The sequence below is a fragment of the Eggerthella sp. 1_3_56FAA genome (assembly GCF_000185625.1).
Taxonomy (GTDB): domain Bacteria; phylum Actinomycetota; class Coriobacteriia; order Coriobacteriales; family Eggerthellaceae; genus Eggerthella; species Eggerthella lenta.
Genome location: NZ_GL622581.1, coordinates 86,542 through 111,031, shown reverse-complemented (window position 1 = coordinate 111,031; position 24,490 = coordinate 86,542). Strand labels below are relative to the sequence as shown.

17 protein-coding genes are annotated in these 24,490 nt (G+C 65.4%); 9 read left to right on the top strand and 8 right to left on the bottom strand.

The genetic code is table 11. The features are described 5' to 3' along the window. Positions 1-26 precede the first annotated feature (26 nt). The 4 genes from HMPREF1023_RS10710 (at position 27) to HMPREF1023_RS10695 (ending at position 5,779) form a co-directional block, all read left to right on the top strand. Positions 27-2,204: a hypothetical protein gene (locus HMPREF1023_RS10710; protein ID WP_009306334.1), complete on the top strand. Its 2,178-nt coding sequence runs from the start codon at positions 27-29 to the stop codon at positions 2,202-2,204. A gap of 54 nt (positions 2,205-2,258) precedes the next feature. After that, entirely contained in the window at positions 2,259-2,987 is a 729-nt protein-coding gene (gene nagB / locus HMPREF1023_RS10705; RefSeq protein WP_009306333.1) for a glucosamine-6-phosphate deaminase, read from the top strand. Beyond that, a complete protein-coding gene (gene nagA / locus HMPREF1023_RS10700; protein ID WP_009306332.1) occupies positions 2,978-4,117 on the top strand; it encodes an N-acetylglucosamine-6-phosphate deacetylase in 1,140 nt (379 codons plus the stop codon). Before nagB ends, nagA begins: the two co-directional genes overlap by 10 nt. 249 nt (positions 4,118-4,366) lie before the next feature. Beyond that, positions 4,367-5,779 (top strand): L-cystine transporter, encoded by a 1,413-nt coding sequence (locus HMPREF1023_RS10695; protein ID WP_050784836.1) that lies wholly within the window; start codon positions 4,367-4,369, stop codon positions 5,777-5,779. Positions 5,780-5,847: 68 nt separating this feature from the next. On the opposite strand, the gene HMPREF1023_RS10690 is transcribed toward HMPREF1023_RS10695, so the two are convergent. The 8 genes from HMPREF1023_RS10690 to HMPREF1023_RS10655 form a co-directional block, all read right to left on the bottom strand. Next, entirely contained in the window at positions 5,848-6,522 is a 675-nt protein-coding gene (locus HMPREF1023_RS10690) for an N-acetylmannosamine-6-phosphate 2-epimerase (RefSeq protein WP_009306330.1), read from the bottom strand. Further along, a complete protein-coding gene (locus tag HMPREF1023_RS10685; RefSeq protein WP_009306329.1) occupies positions 6,519-7,469 on the bottom strand; it encodes an ROK family protein in 951 nt (316 codons plus the stop codon). The genes HMPREF1023_RS10690 and HMPREF1023_RS10685 overlap by 4 nt, the downstream gene beginning before the upstream one ends. Before the next feature lie 12 nt (positions 7,470-7,481). Next, entirely contained in the window at positions 7,482-8,474 is a 993-nt protein-coding gene (locus HMPREF1023_RS10680) for a dihydrodipicolinate synthase family protein (RefSeq protein WP_009306328.1), read from the bottom strand. A gap of 138 nt (positions 8,475-8,612) precedes the next feature. Further along, entirely contained in the window at positions 8,613-9,473 is an 861-nt protein-coding gene (locus tag HMPREF1023_RS10675) for an ABC transporter ATP-binding protein (protein WP_009306327.1), read from the bottom strand. Next, on the bottom strand, positions 9,470-11,497 hold the full coding sequence (locus HMPREF1023_RS10670; protein WP_009306326.1) for a dipeptide/oligopeptide/nickel ABC transporter permease/ATP-binding protein: 2,028 nt from the start codon (positions 11,495-11,497) through the stop codon (positions 9,470-9,472). The genes HMPREF1023_RS10675 and HMPREF1023_RS10670 overlap by 4 nt, the downstream gene beginning before the upstream one ends. Before the next feature lie 4 nt (positions 11,498-11,501). Continuing rightward, positions 11,502-12,458, bottom strand: coding sequence for an ABC transporter permease (locus HMPREF1023_RS10665; RefSeq protein ID WP_009306325.1), 957 nt, complete (start codon positions 12,456-12,458; stop codon positions 11,502-11,504). Positions 12,459-12,648: 190 nt separating this feature from the next. Continuing rightward, entirely contained in the window at positions 12,649-13,533 is an 885-nt protein-coding gene (locus HMPREF1023_RS10660; RefSeq protein WP_009306324.1) for an SGNH/GDSL hydrolase family protein, read from the bottom strand. 85 nt (positions 13,534-13,618) lie between these two features. Further along, a complete protein-coding gene (locus tag HMPREF1023_RS10655; RefSeq protein ID WP_226844417.1) occupies positions 13,619-15,220 on the bottom strand; it encodes an ABC transporter substrate-binding protein in 1,602 nt (533 codons plus the stop codon). A gap of 353 nt (positions 15,221-15,573) precedes the next feature. Here HMPREF1023_RS10655 and HMPREF1023_RS10650 point away from each other — a divergent pair, with 353 nt between their 5' ends. The 5 genes from HMPREF1023_RS10650 to HMPREF1023_RS10630 all read left to right on the top strand — a co-directional run. Further along, a complete protein-coding gene (locus HMPREF1023_RS10650; protein WP_232228715.1) occupies positions 15,574-15,987 on the top strand; it encodes a very short patch repair endonuclease in 414 nt (137 codons plus the stop codon). 298 nt (positions 15,988-16,285) lie between these two features. After that, the gene (nifJ, locus tag HMPREF1023_RS10645; protein ID WP_009306321.1) at positions 16,286-19,828 is read left to right on the top strand and encodes a pyruvate:ferredoxin (flavodoxin) oxidoreductase; all 3,543 of its coding nucleotides are present in this window, start codon (positions 16,286-16,288) and stop codon (positions 19,826-19,828) included. An 86-nt stretch (positions 19,829-19,914) separates the two neighbouring features. Beyond that, positions 19,915-20,262, top strand: a complete 348-nt coding sequence (locus HMPREF1023_RS10640) for a type II toxin-antitoxin system RelB/DinJ family antitoxin (RefSeq protein WP_227101050.1) — start codon at positions 19,915-19,917, stop codon at positions 20,260-20,262. 1 nt (position 20,263) lies between these two features. Beyond that, a complete protein-coding gene (locus HMPREF1023_RS10635; protein WP_009306317.1) occupies positions 20,264-20,728 on the top strand; it encodes a PIN domain-containing protein in 465 nt (154 codons plus the stop codon). A 221-nt stretch (positions 20,729-20,949) separates the two neighbouring features. Next, on the top strand, positions 20,950-24,490 hold a 3,541-nt coding region (locus tag HMPREF1023_RS10630), incomplete at its 3' end, for a DEAD/DEAH box helicase (protein ID WP_232228714.1).

The following is a 24,490-nucleotide window of genomic DNA, read 5'->3' as shown; positions in this document are numbered from 1 at the left end:
TTTTTCATCTATAATTCCATACCAATATGCCGACCGTACGCCAGAACATAGCCTATGCCTACAACGGCTTCATGAGCAGGCACCGCTTGGCGGCGGTTCACCTGATCAAGAGCGCGCTTGCCATCGTACTGATCTCGCTTCTGCTCGAGACGTTCCTGTTCAACATCAACTACTTCACGTCGGCGAACTACAACACCATCTCGCTGAACGACAAGCTCACCTTGCAGGAGACCGTTGACGACCAGTACAAGGTGACCGCGGTGAACCACGTGCTGGAGTTCTCGAACCTCAACACCGAGGTGCACAACATCTGGCTGAACTTCGACTACCGGCAGCCTGCGCAGGATCTGACGGTGAAGATCCAGTTCACTGACGACGCGCACCATACGTACTTCGACTCCACGGAGTACACGGTAGGCGTGCCACCGGTGGGGGTGTCCACGTTCAGCGATCAGAGCGAGTACATCAACCTCAACACGACGGGCCTCGTGAAGAACCTGCGTATCGAGATCGCGGGCGACGACGTGAGCTATCCCATCAAGCTGAGCGACATCGTCCTCAACGCGCATCACCCGTTCGACTTCAACACGACGCGCTTCTTCGTCTGCATGGGCCTGCTGGCGTTGGCGTTCGCGTTCCGTCCGGGCTCGGCCATCTACCGCATCGGCATCGTCAGCGAGCCGCGCAAGTCGAAGGCCGCCATCGTCGCAACGGTGGCTATCGAGGTGTGTCTGCTGGGCTCGTTCCTGTTCCTGGGATCGAATCTCGTGGGCGTGGCCACGCAAAGCTACAACAGCGGCTCGTGGGACGGCAAGAGCCTGGTCAACGTATTCGAGGTGGGCGGTGACAACGCGCAGCAGTACGCGGAATTGGCGAAGGCCATGGCTCGCGGCCAGCTGTACCTGGAGGAGGAGCCGCCGCAGTGGCTGCAAGACTCCAACGACCCCTACGACAAGGGCGCGCGCGACGAGATGCAGAAGGAGACGGGAGAGCCCTATCTTTTCGACGTGGCGTATTATAACGGGCACTACTACGTGTACTTCGGCGTGGTGCCGGTCATATTGTTCTACCTGCCGTTCTACTTGCTGACGGGCGCGAATTTCCCCACGGCCATCGGCGTGCTGATCGCCGTCGTGGCGTTCGTGTTGGGATGCTCGGCGCTGTTGGACCGGTTCGCGCGCTACCACTTCAAACGGGTGAGCTTGGGGTTGTACCTGTTGCTGCAGATACCGCTGGTCATGTGCTGCGGCGTGCTGTACCTGCTGAAGTTCCCGACGTTCTACTCGCTGCCCATCGCACTGGGCCTGGCGTTCTCGGTGTGGGGCCTGTACTTCTGGATGAAGGGGCGCGCTTCGGCGGGACCCGAGAAGTGGTACCTTGCGGGATCGCTGTGCATGGCGCTGGTCGCGGGATGCCGCCCGCAGCTGCTGGTGCTGTCGTTGGTGGCGTTTCCGTTGTTCTGGCGCGCGTACATCACCAAGCGCCGGCTGCTCACCCCGCGTGGCGCACGCGAGTTCGCCTGCCTCATCGCGCCCTACCTCGTGGTGGCGGCCGGCCTGATGGCGTACAACCATGCGCGCTTCGGCTCGTTCACGGACTTCGGGGCGAACTACAACCTCACGGTGAACGACATGACGAAGCGCGGGTGGAACATCGGGCGTTTGGCCCCGGCGCTGTTCGCTTACTTCCTGCAACCGCCCAGCGCAACGGGCGTGTTCCCGTATTTGCAGCCGGCGCCGTTCGATACCACGTACATGGGGCAGACCATCAAGGAAGTCACCTTCGGCGGCATCTTCGCGTGCCTGCCGGTGCTGTGGGTGCTGCCGTTCGCGAAGCGCGTCCTGCAGCTGCGCATGAGCCAGCGCTCCACGCGCACCATCGCGGGCGTCATCGTCGTGCTGCTGCTGGGCGGCGTCATCGTGGCGCTGGCCGATGCGGAGATGGCCGGCATCCTGCAACGATACTTCGCCGACTTCAGCTTCATGTTCTTGGCCGCGGTGGTGCTGCTCGTGTTTATCGTGAACGAGAACCTGCAGCCCGGTTCGACCGTGCAGAACCTGCTCATGAAGGTGCTGCTCGTGCTGGTGGCCGTGTCGGTGCTGTACAGCGCGCTTCTGTGCTTCGTGCCCGAGACGGGCTGGTACTCCGACGTGTATCCGTGGGCGTACCGCGACATCATCGAAACCGCGCAGTTCTGGACATAGATCCGTATCCGTATCCGTATCCGCATCCGTTCGATCCGAGAGAAGAGAGGTTCCATGGAATTCATCATCGCCGAGAGCACCGAGGATATGAGCCGTCGCGCCGCCGACCGCATCGCGTCGTTCGTCGAGGCCGACCCGTCGTGCGTGCTGGGGCTGGCCACGGGCACGACGCCCATCGGCTTGTACGCGTGCCTCGTTGACGATTGCGCGCAGGGCAAGATCAGCTTCGCCGACGTGACCACGTTCAACCTGGACGAGTATCGCGGCCTCGATCCCGAGCACGATCAGAGCTACCGCTACTTCATGAAGAAGCACCTGTTCGATCATGTGGACATCGATCAGGCACGCACGCATGTGCCCGAGGGCTCGAACCCCGATGCCGAGGCCGTGTGCGCAGTCTACGAACAGGCCATCGAAGAGGCGGGCGGCATCGATTTGCAGCTGCTCGGCCTCGGCCCGAACGGGCACATCGGCTTCAACGAGCCCGAGGACACGTTCCCGAAGGCCACGCACTGCGTGGATCTCACCGAGAGCACCATCCAGGCGAACAGCCGCCTGTTCGACCGCGTTGAAGACGTGCCGCGCCAGGCGTACACCATGGGCATCGGCACCATCATGGCCGCGCGCAGCGTGCTCGTGGTGGTGGAGGGTTCCCACAAGGCCGAGATCGTGAAGAAGGCGTTCTTCGGCCCGGTCACGCCCGAAGTGCCGGCGTCCATCCTGCAGTTCCATCCCGACGCCACCGTCATTGTCGATCCGGCAGCGGGTGCGCTGTGCAAGTAAGGGGCGGCTCGGTTCTGACGGGCGCGGGATTCGCGTCCGCCGACATCGTCATCGAAGGCGAGCGCTTCGCGGCTGTCGACCCGCAGGGCACTGCGGCGACGGCGGCTGACGGTCAGGTGCTCGACGCGTCGGGATGCTACGTCGTTCCGGGCCTCATCGACCTGCATTTCCATGGATGCGTGGGGCACGACTTCTGCGACGGCACCGAAGAGGCCATCGACGCCATCGCGCGGCACGAGGCCTCGTGCGGCGTGACGGCCATCTGCCCGGCCACGATGACCTATCCCGAAGACGTGCTGGCTCCCATCATGGATGCCGCGGCCTCCTACGAGGCGAAGCGCGACGGGGCGGCGCTCGTGGGCATCAACATGGAGGGTCCCTACATCTCGCCCGGCAACATCGGCGCGCAGAACCCTGCCTACCTCCATCTGCCCGACGAGGCGATGTTCCGTCGCTTGCAGGAACGTTCGGGCAATCTCATCAAATTGGTCGACGTGGCGCCCGAGGTGGACGGCGCACTCGATTTCATCCGCTCGGTGTCGTCCGACGTGCGCGTGTCCATCGCGCATACGCAGGCCGACTACGATACCGCGTGCGCGGCCATCGAAGCCGGCGCTCGGCAGATGACGCACCTGTGCAACGCCATGCCGCCGCTGCACCACCGCAAGCCCGGCCCCATCGGCGCGGCGTTCGACCATTCGGAGGTGATGCCCGAGCTTATCGCCGACGGGGTGCATATCCATCCGTCCATGATGCGTCTCCTGTTCGCCGCTTTCGGAGCCGATAGGGTCATCCTTATCAGCGACTCGATGATGGCGACGGGCCTCGACGACGGCGAGTACTCGCTGGGCGGCCAGGATGTCACCGTGCGGGGCAACGTCGCCACGCTGCGCAGCGGCACTATCGCGGGCTCGGCCACCGACCTCATGGCGTGTGTGCGCGTCGCCGTACGCGACATGGGCATCCCGCTGGATGCAGCCGTTCGGGCCGCCAGCGCCAATCCTGCCCGCGCGTTGGGGCTGGAAGGGGAGCGCGGCAGCATCGAGGTCGGCAAGATCGCCGACGCCGTGGTGCTCGATGAGAACCTCCGCGTGCGCCACGTGATCCTGCGAGGCGAGCTGCTGGGGTAGCTTTCTGCGTTCATCGCGCCGGGCGAGGGCTCGGCAGCGGGGCGAAGGGTTCCGTGCGGAGGCGACCGACGCTCTCGGCCGCTCTGTGCAGAGCCCTTCGCCCTTTGCCGTTTTTTAGGGGGGGGCGGCAGCCGGCGGCGCTACCGTTCGGTGACGCTTCATTCTCTTTGACGGCTTTCCGGTTTCTTCTTGGCATGCTCGTCCTATACTCTACTTTTTTCGTCGGATAAACGAGGAAGGGCGTTGCCTATGTCGATGGAGGTGCTGGTGCCCGTCGCAGGTATCTTGGCGGTGTTCGCCGCCATGCTCGTCGTGCTCAAGATCATGCGATCGAAGGGCCTAAGCTTCACGGCGAGGGTGTTCACCGCGCTCGGGCTGGGCGTCCTGCTAGGTTTGGGAATCCAGCTGTTGCTCGGCCGCGACGGGGATGCTGCCACGACGGCGCTCGACTGGATATCCATCGTGGGACAGGGTTATATCGGCTTGTTGAAGATGCTCGTCATGCCGCTCGTGTTCGTGGCCATCGTCGGGGCGTTCACGCGCGCGGAGGTCACCGAGCACTTCGGGCGCATCGCCTTCGCGGTGTTGGCCGTGCTGCTGGGCACGGTGACCGTTGCGGCCGTGCTAGGCTGGGGTGCTACGGTTCTGACCGGGCTTGCGCATGCGGGCTTCCTCGATGCCGCGACCCCCGATGCCGCCGAGCTTTCGTCGCTCGCCTCCCAGCAGAGCGAGGCTGCCAGCCTTACGCTGCCGCAGGAAATCCTCTCGTTCATCCCGACGAACCCCTTCGCCGACCTCACTGGTGCCCGATCCACCTCCACCATCGCGGTCGTCATCTTCTCGGCCATCCTCGGCGTCGCATATATCAGGTTGCGCGATAAAGACGTTGACCAGGCAGACTTCTTCAAGAGCTTCATCGACGGCCTGTACGGCATCGTCATGCGGATAGTGGCCATGGTGTTAGGGCTCACCCCGTACGGTATCCTCGCGCTCATCGCGAAGGTGATGGCCGCGAGCGATTACCGCGCCATCCTCGGACTGGGAAAGTTCGTGCTCGTGTCTTACGGCGCGTTGCTGGCGGTGCTGTGCGTGCATTGTCTCATCTTGCTGGCGAACCGCGTGAATCCGGCGACCTACTTCAAGAAGGCGTTTCCCGTGCTCAGCTTCGCGTTCGTATCGCGTTCGAGCGCGGGCGCGCTGCCGCTCAACATCGAGACGCAGCATAAAGCCCTGGGCGTGGACAGCGCGTCGGCGAACCTCGCGGCAAGCTTCGGCATGTCTATCGGGCAGAACGGGTGCGCGGGCGTGTACCCGGCGATGCTGGCCACCATCGTGGCGCCTACCGTAGGCATCGACGTGCTGTCTCCTACGTTCTTCGTGCCGCTCATCGCCGTGGTGGCCATCAGCTCGTTCGGTGTGGCAGGAGTGGGCGGGGGAGCGACGTTCGCCTCGCTCATCGTGTTGGGGACGATGGGGCTTCCTATCGAGGTGGTGGCCGTCCTCGCATCCGTGGAGCCGCTCATCGACATGGGTCGCACCGCCCTCAACGTCAGCGACTCCATGGTGGCGGGCATTACAGCCTCGCATGTTGCGGGCGGCCTCGACCGCTCGGTTCTGGACGATCCGGAGGCGCGTGTCACCGCCGAGGCGCACGTGAGCTGACGGGCATGAAAAAAGCCCTGGAGGGGGATGATCCCCTCCAGGGCTTCGCGCATCGGATTCGGTGCGTCCTAGCCGATGGCGTCGGCGAACCAGGAAGTGATGGACTGCGGGTGGGTGATGGCCGTCCCCACCACGATGGCGAAGGCTCCCGCCTCCATGGCCGCCTGCGCATCGGCGAGCGTGTGGATGCGACCCTCGCAGAACACGGGCACGTCGCCCGCTGCGGCGACGGCCTCGCGCAGGAACTCGAGGTCGGGGCCGGCGGTTTTCTCGCGGCCGCCGGGCACGTAGCCCGCCAGGGTGGTGGACACGATGTCCGCACCGGCTTCGAGCGCCCGTTGCACGTCGTCCATGCAGGAGCAGTCGGCCATGATCAGCGTTTCACCGCGCAAAGCCTCCACGGTCTCCTCGAAGGTGCGACCGTCGGGGCGGGGGCGTGCCGTGGCATCGATGGCCACCACGTCGGAGCCGGCGGCGATGCAGGCGCGCGCGTGGCGCAGCGTCGGCGTGATGTAGACGCCGTCGTGCCCCTCTTTCCAAAGGCCGATGACGGGGATTTCCACCTGGCCTTTGATGGCGGCGATGTCGGCAAGGCCTTGGCAGCGGATAGCGGCTGCGCCGCCGCGTTCGGCGGACAGGGCAACCTGCGCCATGGTTTCGGGGTGGCGCATCGGCTCGCCCACGTAGGCCTGGCAGCTGACGATGAGCTTGCCTTGCAGGGAGGAAATCAGGGGATCGGTCATGATCGTCCTTTCAGGGTATCGAGCAGGTATTCGGCGGCTCCGATGAGCGGGGCTCGGCTGCCGAGCGCGGCATCGACGATGGGCAGGCCGTGCATCACGGAAGGCGCCTGTCGCTCGAAGCCTTCTTGCAGGGCGGCTCGCCAGGCTTTTCCGGCGTTGCATACCGAGCCTGAGAGCACGACAAGTTCCGGATCCAGCAGATCCGTCCAGGTTGCGATGGCTTCGCCGAGCACCGCGCCCGCCTCCAGAATGATGCGGCGTGCCAGCTCCTCGCCGTCTGCGGCGCGCCTGGCTATCTCGTCTCCCGCAAGGCGTTCGCCTCCTGCTGCGACGTAACGGGCTTCGATTCCGCTGCCGGCCGCGATGGATTCAAGCTCGCTGGCGGTGCCGCAGGCGCGCGGCGTGCCCAGCGCATCGGGGCAGGGCGTTCGCCCCAGCTCGCCTGCGAACCCGTGCGCGCCTAGCAGCACGCGGCCGTTCGCCACGATGCCGCCGCCGAGCCCGGTGCCCGCTGCGATAACGAAGCAGGTTTGAGCGCCGCGGGCAGCGCCCCAACGAGCTTCGCCGAGCGCATGAGCCTTCACGTCGTTGAGCACGGCCACGGGAAGGCCGAGCGACGCGCTCAGACGCTCGGCTACGGGCTGACCGGTCCAGCCGGGCATGAGCTCGTTGGCGAACGCGATGCCGCCCGTGCGCACGTCCACGAGCCCGGCCGTCCCCACGCCGATGCCGACAACGTCGTCTTCGGCATCGGCTACCACGTCGGCCACGAGCGAGGCCAGGGTGTCCAGCACGGCGCTGCCGCCGCGCTGGGCTTCCGTGGGAACGCTGCGCAGGGCGTCCACCGTCGGCGCCGCATCGGCGGCGGAATAGCGCACGAGCGCACCCGCCATCTTCGTGCCGCCCACGTCGAAGGCGGCAATCGTGCATGGATGTTCGACGCTCATGCGGCGCTCACGCTACTTGCAAGCCGGAGCGCCGGGCGAGACGGGGCACGCATCCCAGTGCGCCTGGCGGATCGGCGCGTCGGCGTCCATGAGTCCCGCGCGCTTCAGCACGGCGACGATCTGCTCCACGTCCTCGCCTTCGAGCGCGCACACGGGCTCGCGCATCTGGTTCGTGTTGAACACGCCCATCTGCCACAGCGCCGTCTTGAACGCGCCCACGCCCGCGCCGAAGCCCACGGTGGCCTTCACCTCGCGCGTGACGTACATGAGGCGTGCGAGGTGATTCTGGATCTCGCGCACGCGCTCCCAGTCGCCGGCTTGCGCGGCGCGCCACTGCTCCACGTAGCTTGCCGGATCGATGTTCGCCAGACCCGGAACCGAGCCGTCGGCACCGCCCAGGTAGGCGCCGTCCACGACCACCTCGTGGCCGGTCAGCACTTGCAGCGGGTGGCCGGCGTCCTCGTTCTGCAGGCACAGCCAGCGGAACGACACGTCGTCGCCCGAAGAGTCCTTCACGCCCTGCAGCACGCCGTCCTCGCCGAGGCGCACGAGCATCGTGGGATCGAGCTTCGTGTGCACGCAAGCGGGCAGGTCGTAGGCGAACAGCGGCAGGTCGGTGTGCTCGCGGATGGCGCGGAAGTGGCGTTCCACCTCTTTGGGACCGCCGAGGGCGTAGAAGGGGGCGGTTGCCACGAGGGCGTCCACGCCGTAGCCCGTCGCGCGCTTGGCCTGGTCGACCACGCGCATGGTTTCCATGTCGATGATGCCCGTGAGCACCGGTACGCGGCCGTGCACCATGGCGATGGCCTCTTGCAGAACGTGGTAGCGCTGCGCGTCGGTGAGGAAGGCAACCTCGCCCGAGGATCCCAGGAAGAACAGACCGTCGACGCCCGCGTCGATCATGCGGTTGATGGAGCGCTCGAGCGCCTCGAGGTCGAGCTGGCGCTTCTCGGTCAGCGGAATGACGACGGGGGGAATGACGCCGCGAAACGGTGAATCAGTCATAGGAGCAAGCCTCTCTCTGTTCGTCGGTAAACGGTAAAAGGGTAAACTCCCTCAGCGTAAGCGTCAACGCAAGAGGGCAGGTCGCCACATAAAAAGCGCCCCCGGTTCAACCGAGGGCGCAGGGGAAACGTCGTAATCTTACTTGCCCAATTCGGGATGCAGAAGCGACGGAGCCGCTCCCAGAAGCAGCTTGGTGTAGGCGTCTTTCGGGTGCTCGAACACGTCCTTCGCCGCGCTGCGCTCCACGGCCTCTCCGGCGTTCATCACGATGATCTGGTCGGAAATGTAGCGCACCGTCTGGATGTCGTGGCTGATGAACACCATGGACAGGCCCAAGTCGCGCTTGAGATCCATCAGCAGGTTCAAAATCTGCGCGCGCACCGACACGTCGAGGGCGCTGGTGGGCTCGTCGGCGATGATGGCGTCGGGCTCAAGCGACAGGGCGCGCGCGATGGCCACGCGCTGGCGCTGGCCGCCGGAAAGCTGGCCCGGCAGGGCATCCAGCACGGAGTTCGGCAGGCCCACCATCTCGATGAGGTCGAGCACGCGGCGCTCGCGGGACGTCTTGTCGCCCACCTTGTGCACCACGAGCGGATCCATCAGCTGGTCGTGCACGCTCATGCGCGCGTTCAGCGCCGTGGCCGGATCCTGGAACACCACCGAGATCACGCGGCCGATGAGACGGCGCTGCGCAGCCGAGCGCTTCGTCACGTCCTCGCCCTTGAAGAACACCTTGCCCGACGTGGGCTGTTGCAAACCGCACATCACGTTGGCCGTGGTGGACTTGCCGCAGCCGGATTCGCCCACGATGCCCAAGGTTTCGCCGGGCATGAGCTTGAGGGTGAGGCCGCGCACGGCCTGCACTTTGTTCGGATGCAGGATGGAGCCCGTGCGCGTTTTGAACGTCACGCGGATGTCGTCGAGGAAGATGATGGGGGTGGGTTCTCCCGCTCCCGTTGCGGGCTGGACGCCCGCGTTCACGCGTTCCTGCTCGCTCATATGATGGCACCTCCTGGGACGTACGGTTTGATGCCGAGGCGCTTGAGCTCGCTGTCGGGCAGCTCGGCGTAGTAGTGGTCGGAGTCGGACACGCGCTTGAGCACGGGGCGCAGCTGGGACACCTTGTCAGGATGGCTGGAGCGCGGCGTGAAGCGGTCGCCCTCGGGGAAGTCCTTCGGGCTGGGGACGCTGCCGGGCACCTGGTGCAGGCGCGTTCCGCCGGCTTCGATGGACAGCACCGAACCCAAGAGACCGCGGGTGTATTCGTGCACGGGATGGCACAGGATGTCGGACACCGGGCCCTGTTCGACCACCTGGCCGGCGTACATGACCGTGATGGAGTTGGCCACCTCGGCGACGAGCGCCAGGTCGTGGCTCACGAACACCATCGCGAAGCCCAGCTCCTTCTGCAGCTTGTTCAACAGGTCGATGACCTGCTTCTGCACGGTCACGTCGAGAGCCGTAGTGGGTTCGTCGGCGATGATGAGCTTCGGGTCGCGCGTCAGCGCCATGGCGATGAGCACGCGCTGGCGCTGGCCGCCGGACAGTTCGTGGGGGTAGGAGTCAAGCGTGCGCTTCGGATCGAGTCCTACCAGCTCCAGCAGCTCCTCGGCCGTGCGGGTTCCTCCGCGCTTCGTGAGCTGCTTCATTTGGGCTTTGATCAGCATGGACGGGTTCAACGAAGAGAGCGCGTCCTGGTAGATCATGGCGATTTCGCGACCGCGCAAGGCGTTCATCTGCTTCTGATCCATGTTCAGCAGGTTCTGGCCGTCGTAGAGGATCTCTCCGGACACCTTCGCCTTCGGATCCAGCAGCCCCATGATGGTAAGGGAGGTGATGGACTTGCCGCAGCCGGACTCGCCCACAAGACCCATGGTCTGGCGCGGGCGCACCACGAAGCTCACGTGGTCGACCACGTTCACGTCGCCGTGGCGCGGGAACTTGATGCACAGATCCTTCACTTCCAGAATAGGCGGCACGTCGGTGCGCGCCTCGAAGCGGTCGGTGCGCGTCTTCTCAATCGCCTGAAGCTCGCTGAGGCGCTGTTCGAGCATCTCCGCCTGGGCGGCGTATGCCAGCGTGGGGTCGGCCACGAGCTTGTCGGCCTCGCGGTTCGCGCGGACGGCGGCGTCATCGGCCTTGACCGGGGCCTTGGGCGCGGCGGCCATGGCATCGGTGATGCCCTCGGACAGGATGTTCAGGCACAGCACGGTGATCATGATGGCCAGACCCGGGAATAGCGCCTGCCACCAACGACCGGCAAGCACGCCGCCGCGGGCGTCGGACAGGATGTTGCCCCACGTGGGTGTGGGCTCGGGAATGCCGGCCGAGATGAACGACAGCGACGCCTCGAATACGATGGCGTCGGCAACCAGCACGATGGTGAACACCATGACCGGGGCGATGCAGTTGCGGATGACGTGCTTCACGAGGATCCAGGGGGCGCGGGCGCCGGAAACGACGACGGCGCGCACGTAATCCTGATTGTACTCGCTCACCACGTTGGCGCGCACGATGCGGGCGATCTGCGGGATGTACAAAAAGCCGATCGCGAAGATGAGCGAGGGCACCGAGTTGCCGAACACGAGCACGAACGTGGCGGCCAGCGCGATACCGGGGAAGGACATGATGACGTCCAGGATGCGCATGATGACCTCGGACACCCATTTGCGCGCCACGGCGGCGACGGCGCCGATGATGGAGCCGCACACGAGGGCGAAGGCGGTGGCGCCCAGGCCGATGATCAGCGAGTAGCGCGCGCCGTACATCATACGCGACAGCACGTCGCGGCCCTTGTCGTCGGTGCCGAACAGGAACTGGGCATCGGGGGCTTGGCGTGCCGTGAAGATCTCAAGCGTGTTGTGCGGCGCCAGGATGTTGGCGAACACGGCGATCATGACGATCAGGATGAGCACGACGAGCGAGATGCGTGATCCGATGCTCATGGCCTTCCACCGGCGGAAATGCACCTTGCCGGGATTGGCTTCCATCTTATCAGTGAGGTTTCCTCGAAGTTTGACCATGTTGCTACACCGTCCTGATTCGCGGATCGATCAGGATATAAAGCATATCCACGATGATGTTGATGATGATGAAGGTGATGGCCACGCACAGCACGACGCCCTGCACGAGCATCGTGTAGCTGGACTGGATGCCCGAGAGGATGGCCATGCCCATGCCCGGGAGGTTGAAGATGACCTCGATGACCACGGCGCCGCCGATGAGGTAGCCGATGCGCAGGCCGAGCACCGTCACGGGCGTGATCAGCGCGTTGCGCAGCACGTTGCGGGCCACCACGACGCGCTTCGGGATGCCGGCGCCCAGCGCGGTGCGCACGTAGTCCTTGTCCAACTCTTCCACCATGGACGTGCGGATGACGCGCGTCAGCTGGCCGGCCACGGGAACGCCCAGCGCGATGGCAGGCATGGCCATGCGGGCCAGCCAACCGCCCGGATCGGCCGTCAGCGAGGGCAGCGGGCCGGAGGCGGGCAGCACGTGCAGCATCGAGGAGAACAGCAAAATCATGAGCACCGCCAGCCAGAACGACGGCGTGGCGATGCAGGCGATGGAGAACACGCGGATGATCTGGTCGGGCCATCGATCCCGATACAAGGCCGAGATCACGCCGAGAATCACTGCGATGACCACGCCGATGATGAGGCCGAAGAACGTCAACTGCAACGTGACGGGCAGAGCTTCGCCGATGCGATCGGCCACCGAGGCGTTGTTCGCGCCGTAGGTGCCGAGGTCGCCTTGTACGAGGCCGACGATGAAGTTACCGTATTGCACGAGGATGGGATCGTTCAATCCGTGCTCCTCGCGATACTGCTCGGCTTGGGCTTCAGTGGCGTTCTCGCCAAGGACCGAATACGCTTGGTCGATAGGAGAGAGTGCCATGATGAAGAAGACGAGGATGGTGACACCGAAGATCATGATCGGCAACGCTATGAGGCGTCGTCCGATTAATCGTAGCAGGTTGCTCACCGTATCCCCCTTTCGCTTCGTGGGCTCGAAAGCCCGCTTGCACTGACAAACTGCTGCCTGCATCGCGCGCGCAGGCGCGGTAAGGCGTAGACAACCAATGGTATTTTATATGATTCGCACTGATTATGCGGAGAAATAAGAACGATCTTGCTTCGTGTCCGACGCCGTCGGTACGACCTCGCCGCTCGAGTTAGGACGGATTCCGTTCGCATACGAGAAACCAGCTGCTCCCGGTTCCGCGGGCATGCTCGCATCCGACGCATGCCTCGCCGGGACATAGCTCCCCGGAGCGAAACGTTTCGTCGAACAGGTCGGCGGGCAGCAGTCGTTCATCGGGTTCGGCACCTTCGATGCACGACGCGATCAAAGCGGACAGCTGGCGCATTCCCCGTGCGGTGGGGTGGGTGCCGTCGACGGCCTCGTAGTCTATGCCGAATGCCTCGAGGTCGGCCACGTTGCAGCCGTGCTCTCGCGCAGCAGCGCGAATGGCGTCGTTGTAGCTCTTGAACGGTGCGCCGCGCAGGTTCCATGCGAACGTGGGGCTCGGGCATCCGGCCACGCGTCCGGGGCAGAGCGTGCAGCACCATACCTCGGCTTGCGGGTAGGCTGCGCGCATCCGTTCCAGCAGCAGCCCGTAGGCGGCGCGGAAGCGGTCGATCGCGCCGGGCGCGGCGGCTGCCGGGGCGTGCGGTTCGATGGCGTCAAGATCGAGCGCGACGGGCACGGCGTTGCCGCGGCCGGCGGCTTGCGCCGTCGCGCCGCCCCAGCCGTAATCGTTGATGCCCATGAACACGATGACGACATCGGGCTGCACGCCGTCTTCGGCCAGCGCGTCGATGCGTTCTTGACTGTTTCCGGCAGGGAAGCCGGCGCCTTCCACGAGGCTTCCGGAGAACGAGCTGTTCGCCAGCAGCCGTCCGCCGAGGCGTTCGATAACTTGGGACCACCAGGTGTCGGCGCTCGACGTCACGCCGGTCTGCTCGCAGCGTTCGCCCTGGTAGTACACGGCGAATCCGTCGGGGTTGCATCCATCGAACGTGCTGATGGAATCGCCGAGAATGGAAAAGGATCTCATAGGGCCTCTTTCTCAAAAGCAAGGGCCCGCTCCTTGCGGAGCGAGCCCTGGGGGTTGCCTTGCTCTACGGGTTCACAGCGCGCGCTTACGCCTTCACGCTCGCACCGAGGAACACGAGGCCCGTCGTGGCGATGGGCTCGAAGCCGGTGATCTGCGTCTCCTGGTAGCCCGTGGCCAGCTCGCGGTGGAACAGCGGGTACAGCGGAACTTCCTCGGCCAGAAGGTCGAAGCACTTGTTCCACAGCTCCTGCTGCTCGTTGCCGGTGGCCTCGCGAGCCTGCTGCATGAGGGTCTGCAGCTCGTCGAACTTGCCGTCGCCGGCCTTCTTCCAGCAGCTGCGGCCCTGGGTCCACACGTTGTCGCCGTACCACCAGGACATCAGCAGGTCGGGGTCGTTGCCGAAGCAGGTCGGGTCGCCCGGGGTCAGCATGACGTCGTAGGGCAGCACGTCGGCCGACTCGGCCAGAGACGCCCAGTCGATCTTCGTCTCGTTGATGGTGCAGTTCACGCCGATGGCATCGAGGTCGTTCTTGATGCCGGCGGCCAGGTTCTTCACCCAGTTGTTGTTCGTCATCAGCTCGAAGCTCAGGTCGGTGACGCCGGCCTCGGAAAGCAGGCTCTTGGCCTTCTCGGGGTCGTAGGTGTACACCGTGGAAGCCTTGTGGTAGTTCTCGTGGCTCTCGGGCAGGAAGCTCGTCACCTTCGCGGCATGGCCGGCCATGGCGTTGGAGATCAGCTTGTCCACGTCCACGGCATAGTAGAACGCCTGGCGGACGCGCTTATCGTCGAACGGCTTCTTGAGCGTGTTGAACATGAAGAACGGCTGGTTGAAGCCCTGGATGTAGTCGACGGACGCGCCGGCGGCCATGAGCTGTTCGGCGTTGGCGTCGGGCACGTTCTCCATGACCTGGACCGTGGCCTCCTGCAGCGCGGTGGTGCGGGAGGTGTCGTCGAGCAGGATGTCCCAGTGCATCTTGTCGGCCGTAGCGGCGTACTTGCCGTTGTAGTTCGTGTTCGGCACGAACTCGATGGAGCCGCCGTCGTCGCCGTTGATGGTGTCGTACACCCACGGGCCGGAACCGATCGGCTTCGTCTTCAGATCATCCTCGGTCAGCGAGGCGGGGAACACCTTGACCACGCTCAGACGGCCCTTCAGCAGGCTGTCGAAGGGGTACTTCAGCGTGAAGGAGACGGTCTTGTCGTCCTTCGCAGACACCGTGTCGATGAATTCGAGGAAGGCGCCGTAGGTGGCGTCGGCCATGTTCTTCTCGAACGCGTTCACCACGTCGGCGGTGGTGACGTCCGTGCCGTCGGAGAACTTGGCACCGTCGCGCAGGGCAACCTCGTACTCGGTGTCGGAGACCTTCGTGGGCTCGCCGGCGGCAAGCGCGTTATAGGTCTTGTAGGTGTGCAGATCGAGGTCGTACAGGCCCTCGAACACATGCCACGTGGCGGCCAGCATCAGCGCGGAGCTGTTGCCGATCGGGTTGACGTTCGTGCTCGTGTAGGCCATGGCGCCGGTCAGCGTGCCGCCCTGGGCCGCTGCGCCGGCGTCGGTGCCGGCATCGGTCGACGGGGTGTCCGTCGTTTCGCCGCCGCCACCGCAGCCGGCCAGAGTCAGGCCTGCTGCAGCCGCCGCGACGGCGCTGCCCGCCAAGAACGTGCGGCGAGACAAAGTTGCTTTCAAAGGCTGTTCCATTGGTTTCCCTCCATTTCGGTATCGGGGCAGGAGGCCCCGAACGTACGTGCGTGCTTGCGCACGCGCACAACAGCAGTGCCCATTATCCGGGAAAACCCCCAGAAAATAAAGAACTTGTAAGATCAATGTTCTTATATTTGTTCAAATACGAGAATAATTCACCAGGGGAAATACGTGGTATCATGCGCCGCATGATACGAAAGAGCGATAAAAGTAACAGTTGGCTAACGGCGTTCCTCAGCCGCGAAAACCGACCGTTTCCCGCACTGGTTGTCCGTCTCTCGCGTCCAGCGTTGCCCGCGCCCGCCAAGTTGCTGGCGCCGCCCGCTTCGAACGAGGCCGTGCGCAAGTCCATGAAGGGTAACAAGCGCAGCAACACGAAGCCCGAGCTTCTGGTGCGCGAGCGCCTGCGCGCGGCTGGCCTGACGGGGTATCGGCTGCAGTGGAAGGTGCCGGGGCACCCGGACGTAGCGTGGCCGGGCAAGAGGGTGGCGCTGTTCGTCAACGGGTGCTTCTGGCACAGGTGCCCGCACTGCAAGCCCAGCATGCCGAAGAGCAACGTGGAATACTGGGTGGTGAAGTTCGAGCGTAACGTCGAGCGCGACGAGCGCAGCCGCGCCGCGTTGGAGGAGCTAGGCTGGACCGTCCATGTGATCTGGGAATGCCAGCTCAAGAAGAAGGCGATCGACGACACGTTCGCCGTGCTGCTCCCCGCTCTCGCCGAGGAGCTAGGAAAAGAACTCAAGGGCATCTAGCGAGAAGGCTGGCGCACGGTGGTCTGGCGCTCGAACGGTCCTGCTCGCGCAAACAGCTCGCTGGGCCGTTCGGCTCGTGCGGAACCGCGCCCAGACCGCCGCGCGCAAACCTTCCGCCGCCTACCGACGGGGGCGACCGCGGCGTGCCGCCCATCGTATTCGTCGCACCGCAACGCGATTTCGGGCTGGTATCATGAATGCCGTGTATTCTGTCAGGCGAAGCAAGCTGAGCAAGAGCAGAAGGTCGGAGCCCCGATGCGCCTTTGTCGGGTGAGCATCCCCTTCGAAGGAGAGGAATATGACGAGAGAATTCAAATCTATGGACGGCAACAACGCCGCCGCGTACGTCTCCTATGCGTTTACCGAGGTGGCGGGCATTTACCCGATCACTCCGTCGAGCCCCATGGCCGACCTGGTGGACCAGTGGTCCGCTGCCGGCAAGAAGAACATCTTCGGTACCACGGTGAAGGTGTGCGAGATGCAGTCCGAGGGCGGCGCCGCCGGCGCGGTGCACGGCTCGCTGGCCGCAGGCGCGCTGACCACCACCTACACGGCTTCCCAGGGTCTGCTCCTCATGATCCCCAACATGTACAAGATGGCCGCCGAGCAGCTGCCGTGCGTGTTCCACGTCAGCGCGCGCACGCTGGCCACCCAGGCGCTTTCCATCTTCGGCGACCATTCCGACGTCATGGCGTGCCGCCAGACGGGCTTCGCCATGCTGGCCGAGACGAACGTGCAGGAGGTCATGGACCTGTCGGCCGTGGCGCACCTGTCCGCCATCAAGGGCCGCATTCCTTTCATCAACTTCTTCGACGGCTTCCGCACCTCCCACGAAGTGCAGAAGATCGCCGTGTGGGACTACGAGGATCTCGCCGACATGTGCGACATGGAGGCTGTGAGCGAATTCCGCGAGCATGCGCTGAACCCCGAGCGTCCGGCCATGCGCGGCAGCCATGAGAACGGCGACATCTTCTTCCAGCATCGCGAGGCGTGCAACGGCGTGTACGATGCGCTGCCCGCCATCGTCGAGGACTACATGCACCAGGTGAACGCCAAGCTGGGTACGAACTACGAGCTGTTCAACTACTATGGCGCGCCCGACGCCGACCGCGTGATCGTGGCCATGGGCTCGTTCTGCGACGTGGTCGAGGAGGTCGTGGACTATCTGAACGCCCAGGGCCAGAAGGTGGGCCTCGTGAAGGTGCGCCTGTATCGCCCGTTCGTGAGCGAGAAGTTCATGGCCGCGCTGCCCGCGACGGTGCAGAAGATCGCGGTCATGGACCGCACGAAGGAGCCGGGCGCGCTCGGCGAGCCCTTGTATATGGACGTCATCAACGCGCTCGCGCACGAGGGCCGCGCCGATCTCACGGTGGTAGGCGGCCGCTACGGCCTGGCGTCGAAGGACACCCCTCCGTCTTCGGTGTTCGCCATCTACCAGGAGCTGGAGAAGGACGCGCCGGCGCGCGAGTTCACCGTGGGCATCGTCGACGACGTGACGAACCTGTCGCTTCCCGAGGATCCGAACAGCCCGAACACCGCAGCCGAGGGCACCATCGAGTGCAAGTTCTGGGGCCTCGGCGGCGACGGCACGGTGGGCGCGAACAAGAACTCCATCAAGATCATCGGCGACCACACCGACAAGTACGTGCAGGCATACTTCCAGTACGACTCGAAGAAGACCGGCGGCGTGACCATCAGCCACCTGCGCTTCGGCGACTCGCCTATCCGCAGCACCTACTATGTGAACAAGGCCGACTTCGTGGCTTGCCACAACCCCTCCTACGTCACCAAGGGCTTCCGCATGGTGAACGACGTGAAGCCGGGCGGTGCGTTCATGATCAACTGCCAGTGGACGCCCGAGGAGCTTGAGCACCACCTGAACGCCGAGGCGAAGCGCTACATCGCCAACAACGACATCAAGCTGTACACCATCAACGCCATCGACCTCGCCGCTGAGATCGGCATGGGCAAGCGTACGAACACCATCCTGCAGTCGGCGTTCTTCACGCTGGCCAACGTGATCCCGCAGGACGAGGCGCTGCAGTACATGAAGGACGCCGCCACGAAGTCCTATATGAAGAAGGGTCAGGACGTCGTCGACATGAACCATCGCGCCATCGACGCGGGCGCCACGGCGTTCGTGCAGGTGGAGGTGCCTGCAAGCTGGGCGAACGCTGTGGACGAGAACGAGGCTCCGACGCTCGAGGGTCGTGCCGAAGTGGTGAAGATGGTGCGCGAGATCATGGAGCCGGTCGGCCGTATGGACGGCGACCGTCTGCCGGTGTCGGCGTTCGTCGACCACGCCGACGGCCAGTTCGAGCAGGGCGCGGCCGCCTACGAGAAGCGCGGCGTGGCTGTGAGCGTGCCCGCGTGGGATGCCGCCACGTGCATCCAGTGCAACCAGTGCGCTTTCGCGTGCCCGCATGCCACCATCCGCCCGTTCGCCCTCACCGAGGAAGAGGCTGCTGCGGCTCCCGCCGCTACCGTCATGGTGCCTGCGAAGGGCAAGGCCGCTGCCGGCCTGCAGTACACGCTGGCCATCTCGCCGCTCGACTGCATGGGCTGCGGCGTGTGCGTGAACGTGTGCCCGTCTGACTCGCTGGCAATGGTATCCACGGAAAGCCAGCTGGCGCAGCAGGACGTGTTCGACTACTGCGTGGACAACGTGTCCGACAAGCCCGCGCTCGAGGATGCCACGGTCAAGGGCAGCCAGTTCAAGCAGCCGCTGCTGGAGTTCTCCGGCGCCTGCGCCGGTTGCGCCGAGACGGCGTACGCCAAGCTGGTCACCCAGCTGTTCGGCGATCGCATGTACGTCGCGAACGCCACGGGTTGCTCGTCCATCTGGGGCGGTCCGGCCGCTACGTCGCCGTATACGGTGAACGCCGAGGGTCGCGGGCCTGCGTGGTCGAACTCCCTGTTCGAGGACAACGCCGAGCACGGCCTGGGCATGTTGCTGGGTCACGAGGCGGTGCGTGACCGCCTGGTCGGCAAGTTGGAAGCCATGGCAGCTAACGACAAGACGCCGGCTGAGACCAAGGATCTTATCGCGGCGTACCTCGACACCATGGCCGATGGCGAGGCGAACGCCAAGGCCGTCGAGGCGCTCGTTCCCGCGCTCGAGGCTGCTGCCGAGAACGGTTGCCCGGAGGCGCCCGAGATCCTGCAGAACAAAGAGTACCTGAACAAGAAGTCCGTCTGGATCTTCGGCGGCGACGGCTGGGCCTACGACATCGGTTACGGCGGCCTCGACCACGTGCTGGCATCCGGCGAGGACGTGAACGTGTTCGTGTTCGACACCGAGGTGTACTCCAACACCGGCGGTCAGGCTTCGAAGGCAACCAACATCGGCCAGGTCGCCCAGTTCGCGGCCGCGGGCAAGGATGTCAAGAAGAAGAGCCTCACCGAGATCGCGATGGCGTACGGCTACGTGTACGTGGCGCAGGTTGCCATGGGCGCCAAGCCGGCCCAGACCATCAAGGCCATCGCCGAGGCCGAGGCCTATCCCGGACCGTCGCTGATCATCGGCTACTCGCCGTGCGAGATGCACTCCATCAAGGGCGGCATGGCGAACTGCCAGGACGAGATGAAGAAGGCCGTCGACTGCGGCTACTGGAACCTGTTCCGCTTCAACCCGGCCGCCGAGCCCGGCAAGAAGTTCACGCTGGACTCCAAGGAGCCTGCGGGCGGCTACCAGGAGTTCCTCATGAACGAAGCGCGTTATAGCCGTCTGACCCGCGAGTTCCCTGAGCGCGCCAGCGAGCTGTTCGAGCGCAACGAGAAGGCGGCCATGGACCGCTACGAGCACCTGCTCAAGCTCAAGGACGTCTACGCCGAAGCGTAAGCCGTTTTCAAGGAACACGATGAACGAAAGCCCCCGACGCGAACGAGCGTCGGGGGCTTTTTGCGTCCGAGAGTTGTTCTTCGTTGATGTTGTACGAAAATGGTTGTACAATTGAGCACACGAAAGGAGTCGGCATGGACGATTCTATGGTTACGGCACGCATGCTGGATGAAAAGAAGCGCAAAGGCGCTCGCATCCTTGCGCGAGAGGGTCTCAGCGCTTCTCAAGCGATCAACCTCATGTACGACAAAATGATCGAGGAGGGGGAGGCGGGTTTCCTTCGAGCCGATTCGAGCCGTATCGGCGATGAGGCGAAGTGGGCCGCTGCTTCTCGCTTCGTCGATTCTCTATCCTCGAAGCGCGCTTCTCGTTTCGACGATATGACTAAGGCAGAGGTGAGGATGGAGCGCCTGCGTTCGAGGGGCATGATGTGATATGGCTCGCATGAAGCTCCTGTTGGACACCAATGTCGTTATCGATTATCTGCATGAGCGCGAGCCATATTACGAAAAGGCGCGCTTGCTCATGACGGCGGGCCGTGTGGGGGAATTCAGTCTCTGGATCACCTCGTCGCAGGTGACCGATCTTATCTACATCCTCTCGGAGGGCGGGAAGCGCTCGCTGTTGTCGCATGTGCTTGAGCAGCTGCGAGGGATGCGGACGTTCGTGAACGTGCATGCCGTCAGCGATCGGGAGGTCGATCGGATGCTGGCAGCCTCGTGGAAGGATCCGGAAGATTCGCTTATCTTTGAATCGGCATTGGAGATGCGCGCCGATGCAATCGTCACGCGCAATCAGAAAGATTTCGAGTCATCGGTGATCAAAGTGGTGGACTGCGACGAATTCTTCGTCTGGATGCGCAAGGACTTCGGATTGGACTACGAAGAGGTGGTCATCTAGCGAGATGCGTGATCGGACGCATATGAGTGAAACGTGGTCGGCTTCCCCTTCGGGGTGAAGCCAATTGCGATTCGTGCCCAGTGCGTCTATCCGCACCGCGATGCGCAGAGCTTCGGGCCGTCGTGCGAACGGGCGGGTATCAGCCGCCCGTTGCGCAAGACGGGCGGGCGCTCATGCGCTACCATGGGGGCACCCGATTTCAGAAGGAGCCGACGCACGCCATGGACGAAGCACGCGAGCCCACCCCTCATGCCCTGACGCGATTCTCCGACGAGGTGCGCGGCTGGTTCCTCGATGCCTTTCCCGAGCCCACGCCGTTGCAGGAGCGTGCCTGGGACGTTATCGAGGGCGGCGAGAACGCGCTGGTCATCGCACCCACCGGCTCGGGCAAGACGCTTGCTGCGTTCCTGTTCGCCATCGACGAGCTTATGCGCGAGAAGGCGGCGACGGCGGATTTGCCGAAGAAGGAGCGTCCCGGCAAGGGCGTGCGCGTGCTGTACATCTCGCCGCTGAAGGCGCTCGGGGCGGACGTGGAGCGCAACTTGCAGGCGCCGCTCGCCGGCATCGCGGCGCGCATGGCGGCCGCAGGCGGCGCGATGCCCGAAGTGCGCACGGGCATGCGCACGGGCGACACCACGCCCGATCAGCGCCGTAGCCTGCAGCGCAACCCGCCCGACATCCTCATCACCACGCCCGAGTCGCTGTACCTCATGCTCACGTCGCAGGCGCGCGAGACGCTGCGCACCGTGGAAACCGTCATCGTCGACGAAGTGCACGCGTTGGCGGGAAGCAAGCGCGGCGCGCACCTGGCTTTGAGCCTCGAGCGCCTCGACGACCTGCTGGACGAGCCGGCGCAGCGCATCGGGCTGTCGGCCACCGTGCGTCCGCGCGACGAGATCGCGCGCTTCCTGGGCGGGCCCCATCCCGTGCGCGTCGTCGCCTCCGAGGGGCGGCCCGACATGGACGTGCGCGTGCGCGTGCCCGTGCGCGACATGACCGCCGTGCCGACGTTCGGGGGAAGCGACCTGACGGGGGGCGGCGCGGGAAAGCGCGGGGGAGGGCCGCGCCGCGCGCCTGCGGAGGAAGCGTGGAAGTCCGACCGCGCCCTGCGCGCCGCCATGGCGAAGTCCTCGCTCCCGGCGAGCACGACGAGTCCCGACAGCCGTCTCGGCTCGTCTTCCATCTGGCCCTACATCGAAGCCTCCATCCTCGACGAGGTGCTGGCGCACCGCACCACCATCGTGTTCGTGAACTCGCGCGGGCTGTGCGAGAAGCTGACGGCGCGCCTGAACGACCTGTACGCGAAGCGCATGGGCATCGCGCGCGGCGTCGATGCGGACGCCCCGGCGGCGCCCATCCGCTCGGATCTGGGCTCTACGGCGGACATGTCCACGGGCGCGCCGGCCGTCATCGCGAAGGCGCACCACGGATCGGTGTCGAAGGAGAAGCGCCTGCAGGTGGAGCGCGAGCTGAAAGCGGGCGAGCTGCCGTGCGTGGTGGCCACCTCGTCGCTGGAACTGGGCATCGACATGGGATCCATCGATCTCGTGCTGCAGGTGGCGGCCCCGCCGTCGGTGGCCAGCGCCCTGCAGCGCATCGGGCGCGCGAACCACCAGGTGGGCGGCCGCTCGACGGGGTCCATCTTCCCGCGCACCCGCACCGAGATCATCGACGCGGCCGTGGCGGCCGAAGGCATGTACGAGGGTCGCATCGAGCAGACGGCGCTCGTGAAGAACGCGCTGGACGTGCTGGCCCAGCAGACGGTTGCGGCGGTGGCCATGGACGAGCTGGCGGCGGACGACTGGTTCGACACCGTGCGGCGCGCGGCCCCGTATTCCGAGCTTCCGCGACGGGCCTTCGATTCGGTGCTGGGCATGCTGGCCGGCCGCTACGCGACGGCCGATTTGGCCGAGTTCTCGCCGCGCATCGTGTGGGATCGCGAGCGCGGGCGGCTGCTGGCGCGTCCCGGCACGCAGCGCCAGGCCGTCATGTCGGCGGGCACCATCCCCGACCGCGGGATGTTCTCGGTGGTGTTGCCGGAAGGCGACGGCGCGCAAGGCCGGCGGCGCGTGGGCGAGCTGGACGAAGAGATGGTGTACGAGTCGCGAGTAGGCGACATCATCACGTTGGGCACCAGCTCGTGGCGTATCAGCGAGATCACGCGCGACCGCGTGATCGTGGAGTCCGCGCCCGGGCGCTCGGCCCGTCTGCCGTTCTGGCATGGCGAAGGCGTGGGGCGGCCCGCCGAGACGGGGCGCATGCGCGGCGCGTTCTTGCGCGCGGTGGCCGCGGGCATCGAAGGCGACGATGCGGAGGCGGAGGAGGGGGGCTTCGGCGTGTCCTGTGCGGTGAGCGAGCGCTTGGCCGCGGATGGCCTCGACGACGATGCGCAGCGCAATCTCGTCGAGCTGATCCGCTCGCAGCGCGCGGCGACGGGCATCATCCCCGACGACAAGACGCTCGTGGTGGAACGCTGCGAGGACGAGCAGGGCGACTGGCGCGTGCTGCTGCATTCGCCGTACGGCCGCCGCGTGCACGAGCCCTGGGCGATGGCGGTGTCCGACCGCATCATGGCGATCTACGGCTACGATGCGCAGGCCATGGCGGCCGACGACGGCATCGTCCTGCGCATCCCCATGACCGAGACCCGCCTTCCCGGCATCGAGCTGTTCGCGTTCGACTCCGACGAGCTCGACCGCATCGTGCGCGATCGCGTGGGCTCCACGTCGCTGTTCTCGGCGCGGTTCCGCGAATGCGCCGCGCGCGCCCTGCTGATGTCGCCCATCGCGCCGGGCAAGCGCGCCCCGCTGTGGCAGCAGCGCCTCAAGGCCGGCCAGCTGCTGGAGGCTGCCCGGCGCGAGCGCGAGTTCCCCATCCTGGTGGAAACGGCGCGCGAGTGCTTGCAGGACGTGTACGACATGAGGGCGCTGCACGAGCTGATGGAGCAGGTGCAGGCGGGATCGGTGCGCTTGGTGGAGGCGCAGACGTCGGTGCCGTCGCCGTTCGCGGCGCCGCTTCTGTTCGGGTACGTGGGCGAGCACCTCTACGCGGGCGACCTGCCGCACGCCGAGCAACGCGCGTCGCTGCTGTCGCTCGACCCCACGCTGCTGGGCGAGCTGCTGGGCTCGACCGACTTGGGCGACGTGCTGGACGCGGACGTGATAGCCGGCGTGGAGGCCGGCTTGCAGCGCCTTGCTCCCGATCGGCGCATGCGCGGCGTCGAGGGCGCGGCCGACTTGCTGCGCGTGCTGGGGCCTCTGTCCGTCGAGGAGGCGGCGTTGCGCATGCGTTCGGACGCCGAAGCGGACGACGACGGGGCAGCGGACGAAGGGGGCGGCGAAGTGGCCACCGAAGAGGAAGCGCATGCGCTGCTCGAAGAGCTGCAGCGCGCCCATCGGGCGTTTACGGTCGTGTTGGGCGGCAAGGAGCTCTGGGCGGCCGTCGACGATGCGGCGTTTCTGCGCGATGCGCTGGGCGCGACGATCCCCCCGTGGGCCGACGCGCTCAACCGCCCCGCCAGCCAATCCGGCCAAGCGCAAGCCCCCTTACGTGATCCCGAGCGAAGCGCGCAGCGCGAAATCGAAGGATCCCGTGCGGCGTCGGCCGAAAGCGATGGCGGCGAGGATGCGCTCCACCCCCTGGACGAACTGCTCGCACGCTACGCGCGCACGCACGGCCCCTTCTCCGCCGAGGCCGCGGCGGCGCGCTTCGGCATCGGGGTCGCCGTCGCCCGGGACGGCCTCGCCCGCCTCGCCTCGGCGG